The organism is Streptomyces sp. ALB3 (genome assembly GCF_044385685.1).
In the GTDB taxonomy this organism is placed as follows: domain Bacteria; phylum Actinomycetota; class Actinomycetes; order Streptomycetales; family Streptomycetaceae; genus Streptomyces.
In genome coordinates this window covers 374,706-391,066 of the sequence record NZ_JBISCE010000003.1, presented here as the reverse complement: position 1 = coordinate 391,066, position 16,361 = coordinate 374,706, and the positions used below count along the sequence as shown (strand labels likewise).

Below are 16,361 nucleotides of genomic sequence, written 5' to 3'. Positions count from 1 at the left end.
TGGGGACCGCCCCGTGCGGGGCGGCCCCCACGTCCGTACGCGCTGTCTCAGCCCGCTGCGGCTATGCGCCCCGTCGGGGCGGACGCCTTGAGCTCCATCTCGCGCCTCCTGCGCCGGGCCAGCACCACGCGGCGCTCGGCGGCGGTGAGTCCGCCCCACACGCCGTAGGGTTCGGGCTGGATGAGCGCGTGCTCCCGGCACTCCACCATGACCGGGCATCTCGCACAGACCTGCTTCGCGGCTTCCTCACGGGACAGCCGGGCAGCAGTCGGCTCCTTCGACGGGGCGAAGAACAGCCCGGCTTCGTCCCGGCGGCACACCGCCTCCGAGTGCCAGGGCCCCGCCTGATCCTCCCGCGCGGGTGCGCGCTGGGGCGGTACGGCGGCGACCTGCAGGGGCTGATGCGGCATGTGCAGCACGGTCCACTCCTGACGACGGCTCGGGCTTCGTGAGCGAGGGGCGATGCAGCTCTCCCTACCCGCTGTACGCACGCCTAAGCACTGAGTGGCGTCGCCCGGTGACCGCCGCGGTCACGACGCGTCGCCGACTGGCCGGAATGCGTGCCGGCTCAGCCGCCCGGCTCAGTGGCCGAGGTGCTTGCGCAACTGCCGGTGCAGATTGGCGATGAGCTTGCCGCGCTTGGGCTTCGCCTCGACGCTCCCGAACACCGAGTAGCCGTTCACGACGACCACCGGCGCTTCCGGGTCCGCCGATTCCAGTGTGTCGACCTCGAAACTGCCGAAAACGCCCGTCCCGCTGCCCCGCAGCGAGATGTTCTCCGGAACCTTGACCTCGACACTGCCGAAGATGGACGTCGCGTTGATGACCGTCAGACGCTGGCCGAAAAGCGCCTCGGTCAGGTCGATCTCGACACTCCCGAAGAGCGCGAAGGCGTTCGTACGGCCACCGACGCGCCAACGGCCCCTGCGGGTGGAGCCGCTGAAGACCGCCACCAGGTTCTCGGCGGGGCCCGCCGTGCCCTCGGGGCCGTATCCGTAGGGCGAGGCGGCCTGCCCGGCGGTGCCGTGCGGCGTCGGCAGGTCCTGGACCAGCGGCTCGAGCTCACCGACGGTCTTGGCCCGGTAGACGAGGTCGACCCGCTCGGCGTGCTCCTCGGCGGTCAGCCGGCCCTCGGCCATGGCCTCCCGCAGGATGTCCGCGATCCGGTCGCGGTCCGCGTCGGAAGCGCGGATTCCGGCGGGCGCGGGACCGGCCGGAGCGACGGGCTGCTGGGGCTGCTTCTCGAGGTCCACCGGACCAGCCTACCCAGACGCGATAGATCGCGACCAGTGCCTCACCGGCCCTGCTCGCAATCCGGCCTTCCCGAGCGGGCGCCACGGGTGAGCCTTACCTCACAGGTCCGGCACGCCCAGGGGGTCCTACCCTGGTGGATGCGCTGCCCAAGGGTGGACAGCTGCTGTCGCCGAGTGAGGAATGGCCGTAATGCCAGAGTTTGCGTACTCCGATCTGCTCCCTCTGGGAGAGGACACCACGCCGTACCGGCTGGTGACCGCCGAGGGCGTCTCGACCTTCGAGGCCGACGGCCGTACGTTCCTCAAGGTGGCTCCTGAGGCCCTGCGCACCCTCGCGGCAGAGGCCATGCACGACATCTCCCACTACCTGCGCCCCGCCCACCTGGCGCAGCTGCGCCGCATCGTGGACGACCCGGAGGCCTCGTCCAACGACAAGTTCGTGGCGCTGGACCTCCTGAAGAACGCGAACATCGCCGCCGCGGGTGTGCTGCCCATGTGCCAGGACACCGGTACGGCCATCGTCATGGGCAAGCGCGGCCAGAACGTGCTCACCGAGGGCGGTGACGAGGAGGCCCTGTCGCACGGCATCTTCGACGCGTACACGAAGCTCAACCTGCGCTACTCGCAGATGGCCCCGCTGACCATGTGGGACGAGAAGAACACCGGCTCGAACCTCCCGGCGCAGATCGAGCTGTACGCGACCGACGGCGGAGCGTACAAGTTCCTCTTCATGGCCAAGGGCGGCGGCTCGGCCAACAAGTCGTTCCTCTACCAGGAGACCAAGGCGGTCCTCAACGAGGCCTCCATGATGAAGTTCCTGGAGGAGAAGATCCGTTCACTGGGTACGGCGGCCTGCCCGCCCTACCACCTGGCGATCGTCGTCGGCGGCACGTCGGCCGAGTTCGCGCTGAAGACCGCGAAGTACGCCTCCGCCCACTACCTGGACGAGCTGCCCGCCGAGGGCTCCCCGACCGGCCACGGCTTCCGGGACAAGGACCTGGAGGAGAAGGTCTTCGAGCTGACGCAGAAGATCGGCATCGGCGCCCAGTTCGGCGGCAAGTACTTCTGCCACGACGTCCGGGTCGTCCGCCTCCCCCGGCACGGCGCCTCGCTGCCCGTCGCGATCGCCGTGTCCTGCTCGGCCGACCGCCAGGCGACCGCGAAGATCACCGCCGAGGGCGTCTTCCTGGAACAGCTGGAGAAGGACCCGGCGCGCTTCCTCCCGGACACCACCGACGAGCACCTGGACGAGGCGGGCGACGTCGTACGGATCGACCTGAACCGGCCGATGGACGAGATCCTCGCCGAGCTGACCAAGTACCCGGTCAAGACCCGGCTGTCGCTGACCGGCCCGCTGGTCGTGGCGCGCGACATCGCGCACGCCAAGATCAAGGAACGGCTCGACGCGGGCGAGGAGATGCCGCAGTACCTCAAGGACCACCCGGTGTACTACGCGGGCCCCGCGAAGACGCCCGAGGGGTACGCGTCCGGTTCCTTCGGCCCGACGACGGCCGGCCGCATGGACAGCTACGTCGCGCAGTTCCAGGCGGCGGGCGGCTCCAAGGTGATGCTCGCCAAGGGCAACAGGTCCAAGCAGGTCACGGACGCGTGCGACGCGCACGGCGGCTTCTACCTCGGCTCGATCGGCGGCCCCGCCGCCCGTCTCGCGCAGGACTGCATCAAGAAGGTCGAGGTCGTCGAGTACGAGGAGCTCGGCATGGAGGCGGTCTGGCGGATCGAGGTCGAGGACTTCCCCGCGTTCGTCGTGGTCGACGACAAGGGCAACGACTTCTTCACCGAGCCCGCCCCGGCGCCGACCTTCACCAGCATCCCGGTGCGCGGCCCCGGCCTCGGCTGACCGCACACCCGTCCGGAGGGGCGCACCGGTGGCCGGTGCGCCCCTCCGGCATGTGCGCGTGCGGGCGGCCGGGACGGTGGGGGAGTGTGAACGTCGTGGCGTCGCGTGATCCGCTCCGCGCCCCGGGGCAGGAGGAGCGGGGGGAATACGGCGGGCGCGGACCGTGCTCGTTCCAGCAGGAGGTATGAACACCATGGGTGAACCGGCCGAGAACACGCAGTACCGCGTCGAGCGCGACTCGATGGGCGAGGTGAGGGTACCGGCGCACGCCAAGTGGCGTGCCCAGACGCAACGCGCGGTGGAGAACTTCCCCATCTCCGGGCAACGTCTGGAACGGGCCCACATCGAGGCCCTGGGCCGGATCAAGGCGGCGGCGGCCAAGGTCAACGCCGAGCTGGAGGTGCTGGATCCGGAGATCGCGGACGCCATCCGGGAAGCCGCCGCCGAGGTGGTGGCGGGGCACTGGGACGAGCACTTCCCCGTCGACGTGTTCCAGACGGGTTCCGGCACCTCGTCCAACATGAACACCAACGAGGTCCTCGCCACGCTCGCCACCGAGCGCCTGGGCCGCGAGGTCCACCCCAACGACCACGTCAACGCCTCCCAGTCGTCGAACGACGTGTTCCCGTCGTCCATCCACATCGCCGCGACCGCGGCCGTCACCGCCGATCTGATCCCGGCTCTCGAGCACCTGGCCGGGTCCCTGGAGCGGAAATCGGCCGAATTCGCGGACGTCGTGAAGTCGGGCCGTACGCACCTGATGGACGCCACGCCCGTCACGCTGGGCCAGGAGTTCGGCGGTTACGCGGCGCAGATCCGCCACGGCGTCGAGCGGCTGCACGCCTCGCTCCCCCGCCTGGCCGAACTCCCCCTGGGCGGCACGGCGGTGGGCACCGGGATCAACACCCCGCCCGGCTTCTCCGCCGCGGTGATCGCGGAGGTCGCCCGCACGACGGGGCTGCCCCTCACCGAGGCCCGCAACCACTTCGAGGCGCAGGGCGCCCGGGACGGGCTCGTCGAGGCCTCGGGCCAGCTCCGTACCGTCGCGGTGTCACTCACCAAGATCTCCAACGACCTGCGCTGGATGGCCTCCGGCCCCCGCACCGGACTCGCCGAGATCAGCCTTCCCGACCTGCAGCCCGGGTCGTCGATCATGCCGGGCAAGGTCAATCCGGTCGTCCCGGAGGCCGTACTGATGGTGGCGGCCCAGGTCACGGGCAACGACGCCACGGTCGCCGCCGCCGGAGCGGCCGGCAACTTCGAACTCAACGTGATGCTCCCGGTGATCGCGAAGAACCTGCTGGAGTCGGTCCGGCTGCTCGCCAACGCCTCCCGGCTGCTCGCCGACCGCACGGTCGACGGCATCACGGCCGACGCGGAGCGGGCACGGCGGTACGCGGAGTCCTCGCCGTCGGTCGTCACCCCGCTGAACAAGTACATCGGCTACGAGGAGGCGGCGAAGGTCGCCAAGAAGTCCCTCGCCGAGGGCATGACGATCCGGGAGACGGTGCTGGCCGGAGGATACGTCGAGCGCGGCGACCTGACGCCGGAACAGCTCGACGAGGCCCTGGACGTGCTGCGTATGACCCGGCCTTGACGTGTAACGCGCCGCGTCGGCGGGTGCGTCCCTAAGATCTCTTCATGGCAGCGACGGAAGCGGGTACGGGAGCGGGCACCGGGCCGGGTGCGGGGGACGGTGTGCGCTGGTCACCGGGGGACCGGATCCTCTGGCGCTACCGGGCCAACTCGAGGCCCGGCGACGGGGACGGTCACTCGGTGCACATCTGCCGGCCGGTCACGGTCGTCCAGGACACGGACGACCTGCTGGCGGTGTGGATGGCCTCCGGCACCGAGTGTGTGCGGCCGGTGCTCGCCGACGGCACCCAGGTGCACGCCGAGCCGCTCGCCACCCGTTACACACGCCCGCGCACGACGGTGCGCTCCCGGTGGTTCGGCTCGGGGGTCCTGAAGCTCGCACGCCCGGGTGACCCCTGGTCGGTCTGGCTGTTCTGGGACCGTGGCTGGCTCTTCCGCAACTGGTACGTCAATCTTGAGGAGCCGCGCTCACGCTGGGCCGGCGGGATCGACTCGCAGGACCACTTCCTCGACATCTCGGTGCGTCCCGACCACAGCTGGGAGTGGCTCGACGAGGACGAGTTCGCGCAGGCGCAGCGGGTCGGGCTGATGGACCAGGCCACCGCCCGGCGGGTGCGTGAGGCGGGGCTGGCGGCCGTCGAGGTCATCGAGCGCTGGGGCTCACCGTTCAGCGACGGCTGGGAGCACTGGCGGCCGGACCGGGGGTGGCAGGTCCCCCCGCTCCCCGATGACTGGGACCGCACCCCCGCTCCCACGCCGCCGTGAGACCCTTGATGCACCCCAGGGGGGCGAACGTAGGATCGCCCTCCATGAACCGCTCCGCCGGACCGATGTGCCACAACCGGCGTCACGGGCCCGGGGCCTGACCACAAGTCACCGCACGCATCGCATGAGACACACGGTCCACGGAGCCGGGTGGACCGTGCGGTCGCACGAACCACTACGAGGGGGTGGAGACGTGCTCGCTGTCCGCTGCCCGGCCGACGGAAGACCCCATACCGGTTCCCCCGGTGGCCGTACGGTTTCGGCCCCTTTTCCGAGGGCATCCGGTGACAGCCGTTGTTCTCACCGCTCTTGCCGGGGCACAGTTGCGCCCCACGAGGTGATTGCCTCATACAACCGGCCCGGACGGACGGAATCCCACGCGTGACGGAGCATCCCACCTCCCACGAAGGCCGGCAGCCCCTGGCCGCCCGGCAGCAGGAACGCGCCCGGCCACGGCAGCAGGAGGCCCCGCCGGGCGCCGCCGCCACCGCCGCGATTCCCGGTCCCTCCCCGGTTCCGGCCACGGCGAAGGGCCCGGGACCCGACGCCGTACCGCATGCGGTGCCCGGCACGGCCCCCGAGGCGGCCGGGCCCGTCGCCGACACCCAGACGGTCACCCGGCGCGAGGGGGACCGGCTGCGCTTCGTCGGGGCGGCGACCCGCCGGATCGCGCGGGGCATCGATCTGGACGAGATCGTGCTGGGTCTGTGCCGGGCCAGTGTGCCCACGTTCTCCGACGCCATACTCGTCTACCTCCGCGACCCGCTCCCGGTGGGCGACGAGCGGCCCGTCAACCCGTTCGTGCTGAGGTTGCGGCGTACCGACAGACTGCGGCTGGCCGACGAGGAGAACGAGAGCGGCCCGGAGGGGGAACGGCTGCGGCTGCCGGTCACCGACCCCCAGGCCGGGTTGCTCCCTGCCGCCGACCTGTGCGAGATCCGGGCGGGCGGCGCGCTCGCCGAGGTGCTGCGCGGGGTGCGGCCCGTCTTCGGCGACTCCGCGGCGGCCCGGGTCGCCCTGCCCGAGCTGCTGGGCGCGGGCCGGGCGGTGCCGACGGGGCACCGCGCGATCCTGGCTCCGCTGCGCGGCCGTCGCCGGGTGATCGGCGCGGCCGTCTTCCTGCGCGGCACGGACCGTCCGCCGTTCGAGGCCGACGACCTCCTGGTCGCCGCCCAGCTGGCCACGCACACCGCGCTCGGCATCGACAAGGCCGTGCTGTACGGCCGTGAGGCCTACATCGCCGACGAGCTCCAGCGCACGATGCTGCCCGACTCGCTGCCCCAGCCCACCGGCGTACGCCTGGCCTCGCGTTACCTTCCCGCCGCCGAGACGGCCCGGGTCGGAGGCGACTGGTACGACGCGATCCCGCTCCCCGGCAGCAGGGTCGCCCTGGTCGTCGGTGACGTGATGGGGCATTCCATGACCTCCGCGGCGATCATGGGCCAGCTGCGGACCACCGCGCAGACCCTGGCCGGCCTCGACCTGCCTCCGCAGGAGGTCCTCCACCACCTGGACGAGCAGGCGCAGCGGCTCGGCAGCGACCGCATGGCGACCTGCCTCTACGCGGTGTACGACCCCGTCGCCCACCGCATCACCATCGCCAACGCCGGCCACCCGCCGCCCGTGCTGCTCCACCTCGGCGGCCGGGCCGAGGTGCTGAGGGTGCCGCCGGGTGCGCCGATCGGTGTCGGAGGGGTCGACTTCGAGGCCGTCGAGCTGGACGCCCCGGCCGGGGCGACGCTGCTGCTGTACACGGACGGCCTGGTGGAGTCCCGGATGCGGGACGTCTGGACCGGTATCGAGATTCTGCGGGAGCGGCTCGCCGCCACCGCCCAGCTGACCGGGCCGGACCACTCTCCGCCGCTGGAAGCGCTCTGCGACGACGTGCTGGACATGCTCGGGCCGGGTGACCGGGACGACGACATCGCACTGCTGGCCGCCCGGTTCGACGGGATCGCGCCGAGTGACGTCGCGTACTGGTTCCTGGAACCGGAGGACGCGGCGCCGGGGCGGGCGCGCAGGCTTGCCCGCAGGGCCCTGAGCCGGTGGGGGCTGGACGACCTCTCGGACGAGGTGGAGCTGCTGGTCAGCGAGGTGGTGACCAATGCCGTGCGCTATGCGGAGCGGCCGGTGACGCTGCGGCTGCTGCGTACGGACGTCCTGCGCTGCGAGGTCGGTGACGACTCCCCGCAGCTGCCCCGGCAGCGGCGTGCCAGGGAGACGGACGAAGGTGGCCGGGGACTGTTCCTGGTCAACCGGCTGGCCAGGCGGTGGGGGGGCGACCCGGCTGTCGACGGGCAAGGTGGTCTGGTTCGAGATCGCCACGCCGTAGGCGCGGGCGGGCCGGGCCCAGGACACGGGTGAGGGGCGGGTGCCGGCCGGCACCCGCCCCTCACCCGTCGCTACTGGCCCAGCAGGCCGTCGCTGCCCGGCCGCTCGCCCGGCGGCTCGTCCTCGTCCCCGGGGCCCTTCGTGGGAGTGGGTGACCCGCTCGGCGTCGCGGAGGGGCTGTCGCTCGGGGGCTCGGCCGACGGCGATTCCTCGCCGGGTGTCCCGCTCGGCGACTCGGAGGGCGTCTCGGGCTCCTCGGACGGGGTCTCGGACGGCTCGGGGGTCTCCGACGGAGTGGCCGGGGGCGTCTCGGTCACGGCCGTCTCGCCGCGTTCGACTCCCTGCAGGTCGAAGGTGGCGTTCGAGCCGCCCCCGAGCGCGCCCAGGGTGTAGTCCGCCCAGATCCTGGCGGGGAACCCGCCTCCGTTGGCCCGGCCGGAGTTGGCCGTGCCGGTGAGGCTGACCTGGCCGCCGCCGTCCGCGGTGGACTCCCCGAAGAGGGCCACGGCTGTGGTGAGCTCCGGGGTGTAGGCCGTGAACCAGGCGGCCTTGTTGTCCTCGGAGGTGCCCGTCTTGCCGGCGGCGTCGTAGGCGGACGTGCTGGCCTCGCGGCCGGAGCCGACGTCGACGACCTCGGTCAGTGCCTTCGTCACGGTGTCGGCGGACGCCCGGCTGATCACCTGGCCGCCCACGCCGTCGACGGGCTCCATGGTCCGGTCGCGGTGCACGGCCGACTTGACGATGGTCGGAGTGACCTTCTTGCCGTGGTTGTCGAGGGTGGCGTAGACGCCGGCCATGTCCCAGGTCGAGGCGTTCATGGTGCCGAGGGTCATCGAGGGCGTCTCGGGGAAGTTCTTGTCCGGTACGCCCAGGGCGAGCGCCGTCTTCTTCACGGCGCTCGGGTCGGCGTCGACGACCATCTGCGCGAAGACGGAGTTGATCGACTTGTCCATCGCCCTCTGGACGGTCGGGCTGTCGTAGCTGATGTCGTCCTCGTTCTGCGGGGCGAACGGGATGTCGCTGCCGACCACGGGACGTTTGCTGGTCCCGTCGTAGACGGTGTCCAGGCCGATCAGGTCGCCGTCCTGCGTGGTCGCGCCGTTCTCCAGCGCGGAGGCGAGCACCAGCGGCTTGAAGGTGGAGGCCGGCTGGTAGTCCTGGCGGGTGGCGTTGGAGATGTAGTGCTCGGTCGCTCCGACACCGCCGTACAGCGCGACGACCTTGCCGGTCCTCGGGTCCACCGAGGTGGCTCCTGCCTGGACGGTCGCGTCGACCTTGCTGTTCTCGCGGTCGAGCTGGTCCTCCAGCTGGCGGTCGACCGACTTCTCCAGCTGCTTCTGCTTCTTCTTGTCGATGTTGAGGGTGACCGTCCAGCCGCCGGAGTCCAGCATCTCGTCGGTGATGCCCTGCCGCTTCATCTCGTTGTTCGCGGCCTCGACGAGGTAGCCGGTCTGGCCCTCCATGCCGGGCGCCGCCTTGGGCTGGTCGGGGACGGGGAAGGTCATTTTGTCGCGTTCGGCCCGGTCGAGCCAGCCCTCGTCCACCATGTTGTCCAGCGTGTACGCCCAGCGTTCCTTGACGAGCTTCTTGCCGCCCGGGGTGGCGTTCGCCCAGTCGTACTGGCTGGGGGCCTGGAGCAGGGCCGCGAGATAGGCGCCCTGAGCGGTGTCGAGGTCCTTGGCGTCGACGCCGTAGTACGCCTGCGCCGCCGCCTGGATGCCGCTCGCGCCCCGCCCGTAGTACACGGTGTTGAGGTACCCGGCGAGGATGTCGTCCTTCTCCATGCGCTGGTCGACCTTGAGGGAGATCACCAGTTCCTTGAGCTTGCGGGTGACCGTCTGGTCCTGCGTGAGGTAGTAGTTCTTCACGTACTGCTGGGTGATGGTGGAGCCACCCTGCTTGCCCTTGCCGGAGAGCGTGTTGAGCAGGCCGCGCGTGGTGCCCTTGAGGTCGACGCCCTGGTCACGGTAGAAGGACTTGTTCTCGGCGGCGACGAAGGCGTGCTGGACGCTCTTGGGCACGACGCCGAGATCGACTATCTCCCGGTTGACCTCGGAGTTGCTCCGGGCCAGGAGTGTGCCGTCGCTGTACTTGTAGACATTGCTCTGCTTCTGGGCCTGGGCGTTGGCCGCGGGCACGTCGACGTACACGTAGAGGGCGGCGAAGGCGCCCATCACGAGCAGGCACAGCCCGAAGAACGTCCCCAGCAGCCTTCGCCAGGTGAAGAACCGGCGTGTGCCACCACTTCCGCCGGCTCGCCGCGCATCCGCTCGACCCATCGCTGTAGTGCTCCCGTTCTTCTGCTCGTACCACTGCGGTCAGACCTGCCAGCTAACACTGAGAGCCTGGACAAAAGACAAGCGATCCGGTCTTTTCCGGACGTGAGAATCAGCACCCGACCCCTAGGGAACCGACTCCCGAGAGGTGCGCAAGGTTGCGAAGCGCGTTAATGTGTAATCACATTGCTAGCGCGGCGCGAGCCGCACGAAACGGGGGACCCATGTCCGCACCGCACGACCTTCCCGGCCCCACCGGCCCCGGCACCGATCTGACGCCCGACGCCCCCGAGATGCCCGAGCCGCAGGTCAGGGAGACGACCGCCCACTCCATCCCCGGCGGACTAGGGCTCCTGCTGACCGTCCTCGGGGTGTTCGTCGGGGTGGCCCTGGCCATCATCGGCGGAGTCCTCGGCTCCGACGGCCACAACGGCGTCGGCATCCCGGTCCTCGTCATCGGGCTGCTCCTGACCGTCGCCTCCTTCTTCTGCATGAGCGGTGTGAAGATGGTCGCTCCGGGCGAGGCCCGGGTCATCCAGCTCTTCGGCCGCTACGTGGGCACGATCCGCGCGGACGGGCTGCGCTGGATCAACCCGCTGACGTCCAGCCGCAAGATCTCCACCCGGGTCCGCAACCACGAGACGGCCGTCCTGAAGGTCAACGACGCCTACGGCAACCCGATCGAGCTGGCGGCGATCGTCGTGTGGAAGGTCGAGGACACCGCGCAGGCGCTCTTCGAGGTCGACGACTTCCTGGAGTTCGTCGCCACCCAGACCGAGTCGGCCGTCCGGCACATCGCGATCGAGTACCCCTACGACGCCCACGACGAGGGCGGGCTCTCCCTGCGGGGCAACGCCGAGGAGATCACCGAGAAGCTCGCGGTCGAGCTCACCGCCCGGGTCCAGGCGGCCGGCGTGCGCATCATCGAGTCCCGCTTCAGCCACCTCGCGTACGCTCCCGAGATCGCTTCGGCGATGCTCCAGCGGCAGCAGGCCGGGGCGGTCGTCGCGGCCCGTCAGCAGATCGTCGAGGGCGCGGTGGGCATGGTCGAGATGGCTCTGACGCGGATCGCGGAGCAGGACATCGTGGAGCTCGACTCAGAGCGCAAGGCCGCGATGGTCAGCAACCTCATGGTGGTGCTCTGCGGCGACCGTGCGGCGCAGCCGGTCCTGAACACGGGCACGCTCTACCAGTGACCGACGACGCGCCCCCTCCTCCCCCGGGCCGGACGCCCCGGGGCGGGCCCGCCCGGAAGCAGATGCTGCTGCGGCTGGACCCCGCGGTGCACGACGCGCTGGCCCGGTGGGCCTCGGACGAGCTGCGCAGCGCGAACGCGCAGGTCGAGTTCCTGCTGCGGCGGGCGCTGGCGGAGGCGGGCCGGCTCCCGGGCGGCGCGGCCCCGATAGCCCGCCGGGGCCGGCCCCCGAAGAGCCCGCCACCGGAAGGGCCCGAACCACCGGAGTGACCCCGCACGGGCTTGATTCCGCCCCTGCACCCACCCGACGCAGGCCGGCGCATTCAAGCCCCGCCGGCGATTGAGGCGCGGGGGTTCGGGGGCGGAGCCCCTGAGGTGGGCCCGCCTCAGGGGCTCCGGCGCCATATACACGCCAGGTATACACACCGTGTACAGTGCGGCGCATGTCAATCGGTCACACCCTCCTCGGGCTCCTGGAGTCCGGCCCCCGCCATGGTTACGACCTCAAGCGCGCCTTCGACGAGAAGTTCGGGCACGATCGCCCCCTGCACTACGGCCAGGTCTACGCGACCATGTCCCGTCTGCTGAAGAACGGGCTCGTCGAAGTGGACGGGGTCGAGACGGACGGCGGGCCCGAGCGCAAGCGGTACGCGATCACCGAGGCGGGCATCACCGATGTCGGCGCCTGGCTCGCGCAGCCCGAGAAGCCGGAGCCGTACCTCCAGTCGACCCTGTACACGAAGGTCGTCCTGGCGCTGCTCACCGGCCGCGACGCCGCCGACCTCCTGGACGCCCAGCGCTCCGAGCACCTGCGCCTGATGCGCGTCCTCACCGAACGCAAGCGCCGGGGCGACCTCGCCGACCAGCTGATCTGCGACCACGCCCTGTTCCACCTCGAAGCCGATCTTCGCTGGCTGGAACTGACCGCCGCCCGGCTCGGCAGACTCGCCGAGGTGGTCACCCCGTGACCCCCGCCGGATCGCTGCTCGCCGCCCGCGACCTCCACAAGGCCTACGGTTCGACCCCCGCGCTCGACGGCGCCTCCTTCTCCGTCCACGCCGGCGAGGTCGTCGCCGTCATGGGCCCCTCCGGCTCCGGCAAGTCGACGCTGCTGCACTGCCTCGCCGGGATCGTCACCCCCGACTCGGGCACCATCAGCTACGGCGACCGCGAGCTGTCCGCGATGTCCGACGCCGAGCGCAGCGCCCTGCGCCGCAGCGACTTCGGCTTCGTCTTCCAGTTCGGCCAGCTCGTCCCCGAGCTGACCTGCCTGGAGAACGTCGCCCTGCCGCTCCGCCTCGACGGCGTCAAGCGCAAGGAGGCCGAACGCACCGCCCGCCAGTGGCTGGAGCGCCTGGAGGTCGAGGACGTCGCCGGGCAGCGCCCCGGCCAGGTGTCCGGCGGTCAGGGCCAGCGCGTCGCCGTGGCCCGCGCCCTGGTCGCCTCCCCCAAGGTGATCTTCGCCGACGAGCCGACGGGGGCGCTGGACTCCCTCAACGGCGAGCGGGTGATGGAGCTGCTCACCGAGTCCGCGCGGCTGGCGAACACAGCCGTCGTACTGGTCACGCACGAGGCGCGGGTCGCCGCGTACTCGGACCGCGACATCGTCGTACGCGACGGCCGGTGCCGCGATCTGGAGTACGCCGTATGACCTGGCTGCGTGACCTCGGCCTCGGTCTGCGCCTCGCCGCCGCGGGCGGACGCGAGGGCTGGGCGCGGACCGCGCTCACCGCTGTCGGGGTCGGCCTCGGTGTGGCACTGCTGCTGGCCGCCTCGTCGGTCCCCCATCTGCTGGACGAGCGTTCCGCACGTGACCGCGCCCGTGCGGAGGGCTCGGCCTCGTGGAACGGGAAGGTCGAGAAGTCCGACACCACCGTGCTGCGGATCGGCGCGGAGACCGAGTTCAGGGGACAGGTCGTCACCGGCTTCCTGATGCGGCCGGAGGGCACGCACCCGGTCACCCCTCCGGGGGTCGAGTCCCTCCCCGCCCCGGGCGAGATGGCCGCCTCCCCCGCGCTGAGGGAGCTGCTGGCCTCACCGGAGGGCAGCCTCCTCAAGGAACGCCTCCCGTACCGGATCTCGGCGACGATCGGTGACGCGGGCCTGCTCTCCCCGGGCGAGCTGTACTACTACGCGGGCAGCGACACCCTGACCCCGGCCACCGGAGGTCACCGGGTGGGCGGCTACGGGGACAGGAAGTGGGGCGACGAACTGCCGCCCGTCCTGGTCGTCCTGGTCATCCTTCTCTGCGTCGTGCTCCTCGTGCCCGTGGCGGTCTTCATCGCCACCGCCGTACGGTTCGGCGGCGAACGCCGGGACCGCCGGCTGGCCGCCCTGCGCCTGGTCGGTACGGACATCCGGGCGACCCGCAGGATCGCGGCGGGTGAGGCCCTGTTCGGCTCGCTGCTCGGCCTGCTGGCGGGGGCGGGGATCTTCCTGGCCGGCCGCGGGTTCGTGGGCGAGGTCGAACTGTGGGGGCACAGCGCCTTCCCGTCCGACCTGGTCCCCGCCGGATGGCTGGCCGCGCTGATCGCGGTGGCGGTACCCCTCGCCGCGGTGCTCGTCACCCTCGCCGCCCTGCGCTCCGTGGCCGTCGAACCGCTCGGCGTCGTACGCGGCGCCGCCGGCCGGCGGCGGCGCCTCTGGTGGCGGCTGCTGGTGCCGGCCGCGGGAACCGCCGTGCTGGTGCTGACCGGGCGGGTGGACGAGTTCACCCCCGCCGACCCCTACCCGATCGCGGCCGGCGCCGTACTGGTCCTCCTCGGGCTCGCACTGCTGCTCCCCTGGCTGGTCGAGGCGGTCGTGCGACGGCTGCGCGGCGGGCCCCTGGCCTGGCAGCTCGCCGTCCGCAGACTCCAGCTGAGCAGCGGGGCCGCGTCCCGCGCGGTCAGCGGCATCACGGTCGCGGTGGCGGGCGCGATCGCCCTGCAGATGCTGTTCGGCGCGATGGGTGACGACTTCGTACGGATGACGGGACAGGACCCGTCCCGCGCGCAGTTCACCACCTACTCCCGGAACGTGAGCGGGGAGGCCGCCGCCAGGACCATCGAGGACTTCCGGGCGACCGAAGGGGTCGAGAAGGTCATCGGCACGGTCGAGACGTACGTGACCAGGCCGGGGCGGTACGAGGCGAACGACATCCAGCCCACCACCACCCTGACGGTCGGAGACTGCGCCACCCTGGCGGAGCTGGCGGCGATCGGCTCCTGCGAGGACGGGAACGTCTACGTCGTCCACCCGGAGGGCGACAAGGAGCGGGCGGACTGGATCGACGAGACGGCACGCAAGGGCGAGGCGATCGAGCTCAACTCCTCCCGCGGCCTCGAGCCGGGTGCCACGTCGATGCTCTGGACCCTGCCGGCAGCGACCCGGACCGTGCGGGCCGGGCTCGACCCCCTCGGCAAGGAGCACTGGGGCATCATGGCGACACCCGGTGCGATCGACCCGGCCACCCTGCCCAACGCCCGGATCACGGCCCAGCTCAGGGTCGACGAGGGCGTGGCGGACGTCGCCGAGCACGTGAGGAACACGGCGGCCAGGATCGATCCCACGATGCGGGTCGCCACCCTGACCTCCGTCACGCGCGACCGCCAGTACGCCGGCGTCCAGACGGCGTTGCGGCTGGGCGCGGTGGCCACCCTGATGCTGATCGCCGCGTCCATGCTGGTCTCCCAGCTGGAGCAGCTCCGGGAACGGAAGCGGCTGCTGTCGGTGCTCGTCGCCTTCGGTACCAGGCGGGTCACCCTCGGCTGGTCGGTGTTCTGGCAGACCGCCCTGCCCGTGGTCATCGGCCTCCTGGCCGCGACGGCCGGCGGCCTCGGGCTCGGCGCCCTCATGACGTGGATGCTGGACCTGACGGTGACCCGGTGGTGGGTGTTCCTGCCGATGGCGGGCGCGGGCGGGGCCCTCATCGTGGGCGTGACCGTCCTCTCCCTGCCGCTGCTCTGGCGCCTGATGCGCCCGGACGGCCTGCGGACGGAGTGACGGCAGGGGTGAGCGCGCCGGAGGCGCGTTCACCCCGGCCCGGGCACCCTGACCGGCAGCTCCGCCATCGCGGTGCGCAGCGCGGCCGCCAGCTCCTCGAACTCCTCGTGCCGTGCCGTACCCGTCCGCACGGCCAGGGCCACCTGCCGCGAGGGCGCCGGGTCCGTGAAGTACCCGGTGGACAGCGCTTCGTTCCGCCCGGTCTCCACCGTCACCGCCGTGCGCGGCAGCAGCGTCACCCCGAGTCCGCCCGCGACGAGCTGCACCAGCGTGGAGAGCCCGGCCGCGGTCGTCGTCACCGCCGCCCCCTGGGGGCGTCCCGCCTCCCGGCAGATGTCCAGCGCCTGGTCGCGCAGGCAGTGCCCCTCGTCGAGCAGCAGCAGCGGGAGGTCGCGCAACGTCTCGCGGGACAGGCCGGTGCGCCCGGCGAGTTCATGCCCTTTCTCCATGACGAGCACGAAGTCCTCGTCGAACAGCGGGAGTTCCGTGACACCCGGCACCCCGAGCGGCACGGCGAGCAGCAGCAGGTCCAGCCGCCCGGCCGCCAGCCCGTCCAGCAGCGAGGAGGTCTGCTCCTCGTGGACCTGGAGGTCCAGGTCGGGATAGCGCTCATGGACCAGCCTGAGCACGGCGGGCAGCAGATACGGGGCCACGGTCGGGATCACGCCGAGCCTGAGTATCCCGGTGAACGGCGCGCGCACCGCCTCGGCCTCCTCCATCAGCTCGCCGAGCGCCTCCAGCACCGCCCGGCTCCGCACCGCGAGGCGCTCCCCCTCCGGCGTGAGCAGCACCTTGCGCGTCGTACGCTCGATGAGCTGGACACCCAGTGCCACTTCCAGCGCGGACACCGCCCCCGAGAGCGCCGGCTGACTCATCCCGATTGCTGCCGCCGCGTCCCGGAAGTGCAGATGTTCCGCCACCGCCGTGAAGGCGCGCAGCTGGGAGAGGCTGGGCTGCTTGACCTTATTGGCCTGATTTACATACGCCACTGATAGGCACCTCCGATCACACCGACCGAGTGTAGCTATTTCCGTGATCAATGCACTGTGTGCCAAGGTGGGGACTGTCCAACCCCCAGGAACGCCCTCAAAAGGGGATTTCCT

General features: G+C 71.4%; 12 protein-coding genes and 1 pseudogene. 9 read left to right on the top strand and 4 right to left on the bottom strand.

The genetic code is table 11. The features are described from left to right. Positions 1–47: 47 nt before the first annotated feature. Both ACHFIV_RS03685 and ACHFIV_RS03680 read right to left on the bottom strand, forming a co-directional pair. Positions 48–419 carry a WhiB family transcriptional regulator gene (locus tag ACHFIV_RS03685; protein WP_398963351.1) on the bottom strand — a complete coding sequence of 124 codons (372 nt, stop codon included), beginning with the start codon at positions 417–419 and terminating at the stop codon, positions 48–50. Positions 420–581: 162 nt separating this feature from the next. After that, positions 582–1,253 (bottom strand): DUF1707 SHOCT-like domain-containing protein, encoded by a 672-nt coding sequence (locus ACHFIV_RS03680; protein ID WP_398963348.1) that lies wholly within the window; start codon positions 1,251–1,253, stop codon positions 582–584. A gap of 190 nt (positions 1,254–1,443) precedes the next feature. On the opposite strand from ACHFIV_RS03680, the gene ACHFIV_RS03675 reads away from it, so the two are divergent. The 4 genes and pseudogenes from ACHFIV_RS03675 (at position 1,444) to ACHFIV_RS03660 (ending at position 7,804) form a co-directional block, all read left to right on the top strand. Beyond that, positions 1,444–3,111, top strand: a complete 1,668-nt coding sequence (locus ACHFIV_RS03675) for a fumarate hydratase (RefSeq protein ID WP_398963346.1) — start codon at positions 1,444–1,446, stop codon at positions 3,109–3,111. Between the two features lie 193 nt (positions 3,112–3,304). After that, positions 3,305–4,708: a class II fumarate hydratase gene (locus ACHFIV_RS03670; protein WP_398964194.1), complete on the top strand. Its 1,404-nt coding sequence runs from the start codon at positions 3,305–3,307 to the stop codon at positions 4,706–4,708. Between the two features lie 44 nt (positions 4,709–4,752). After that, entirely contained in the window at positions 4,753–5,472 is a 720-nt protein-coding gene (gene fomD / locus ACHFIV_RS03665) for a cytidylyl-2-hydroxypropylphosphonate hydrolase (RefSeq protein WP_398963344.1), read from the top strand. A gap of 381 nt (positions 5,473–5,853) precedes the next feature. Beyond that, positions 5,854–7,804, top strand: a pseudogene (locus ACHFIV_RS03660) (SpoIIE family protein phosphatase). A 70-nt stretch (positions 7,805–7,874) separates the two neighbouring features. On the opposite strand, the gene ACHFIV_RS03655 reads toward ACHFIV_RS03660, so the two are convergent. Beyond that, positions 7,875–10,082 carry a transglycosylase domain-containing protein gene (locus tag ACHFIV_RS03655; protein ID WP_398963341.1) on the bottom strand — a complete coding sequence of 736 codons (2,208 nt, stop codon included), beginning with the start codon at positions 10,080–10,082 and terminating at the stop codon, positions 7,875–7,877. A gap of 221 nt (positions 10,083–10,303) precedes the next feature. On the opposite strand from ACHFIV_RS03655, the gene ACHFIV_RS03650 reads away from it, so the two are divergent. From ACHFIV_RS03650 to ACHFIV_RS03630, 5 genes are all read left to right on the top strand, one after another. Continuing rightward, positions 10,304–11,275 (top strand): SPFH domain-containing protein, encoded by a 972-nt coding sequence (locus ACHFIV_RS03650; protein ID WP_398963338.1) that lies wholly within the window; start codon positions 10,304–10,306, stop codon positions 11,273–11,275. After that, complete coding sequence (locus ACHFIV_RS03645; RefSeq protein ID WP_398963335.1) at positions 11,272–11,544, top strand: hypothetical protein; 273 nt, start codon at positions 11,272–11,274, stop codon at positions 11,542–11,544. Before ACHFIV_RS03650 ends, ACHFIV_RS03645 begins: the two co-directional genes overlap by 4 nt. Before the next feature lie 173 nt (positions 11,545–11,717). Beyond that, the gene (locus tag ACHFIV_RS03640) at positions 11,718–12,242 is read left to right on the top strand and encodes a PadR family transcriptional regulator (RefSeq protein WP_398963332.1); all 525 of its coding nucleotides are present in this window, start codon (positions 11,718–11,720) and stop codon (positions 12,240–12,242) included. After that, a complete protein-coding gene (locus ACHFIV_RS03635; protein ID WP_398963330.1) occupies positions 12,239–12,925 on the top strand; it encodes an ABC transporter ATP-binding protein in 687 nt (228 codons plus the stop codon). Before ACHFIV_RS03640 ends, ACHFIV_RS03635 begins: the two co-directional genes overlap by 4 nt. Next, positions 12,922–15,258, top strand: a complete 2,337-nt coding sequence (locus ACHFIV_RS03630) for an ABC transporter permease (protein WP_398963327.1) — start codon at positions 12,922–12,924, stop codon at positions 15,256–15,258. Before ACHFIV_RS03635 ends, ACHFIV_RS03630 begins: the two co-directional genes overlap by 4 nt. A 29-nt stretch (positions 15,259–15,287) precedes the next feature. Here the strand turns inward: ACHFIV_RS03630 and ACHFIV_RS03625 are convergent, their stop codons facing one another. Next, on the bottom strand, positions 15,288–16,247 hold the full coding sequence (locus tag ACHFIV_RS03625; protein WP_398963325.1) for a hydrogen peroxide-inducible genes activator: 960 nt from the start codon (positions 16,245–16,247) through the stop codon (positions 15,288–15,290). Positions 16,248–16,361 lie beyond the last annotated feature (114 nt).

Bases quoted from the DNA above. Each gene is read 5' to 3' on its own strand.
- ACHFIV_RS03655 (WP_398963341.1), bottom strand. From the start codon at position 10,082: ATGGGTCGAGCGGATGCGCGGCGAGCCGGCGGAAGTGGTGGCACACGC.
- ACHFIV_RS03650 (WP_398963338.1), top strand. From the start codon at position 10,304: ATGTCCGCACCGCACGACCTTCCCGGCCCCACCGGCCCCGGCACCGAT.
- ACHFIV_RS03675 (WP_398963346.1), top strand. From the start codon at position 1,444: ATGCCAGAGTTTGCGTACTCCGATCTGCTCCCTCTGGGAGAGGACACC.
- fomD (WP_398963344.1), top strand. From the start codon at position 4,753: ATGGCAGCGACGGAAGCGGGTACGGGAGCGGGCACCGGGCCGGGTGCG.
- ACHFIV_RS03670 (WP_398964194.1), top strand. From the start codon at position 3,305: ATGGGTGAACCGGCCGAGAACACGCAGTACCGCGTCGAGCGCGACTCG.
- ACHFIV_RS03640 (WP_398963332.1), top strand. From the start codon at position 11,718: ATGTCAATCGGTCACACCCTCCTCGGGCTCCTGGAGTCCGGCCCCCGC.
- ACHFIV_RS03630 (WP_398963327.1), top strand. From the start codon at position 12,922: ATGACCTGGCTGCGTGACCTCGGCCTCGGTCTGCGCCTCGCCGCCGCG.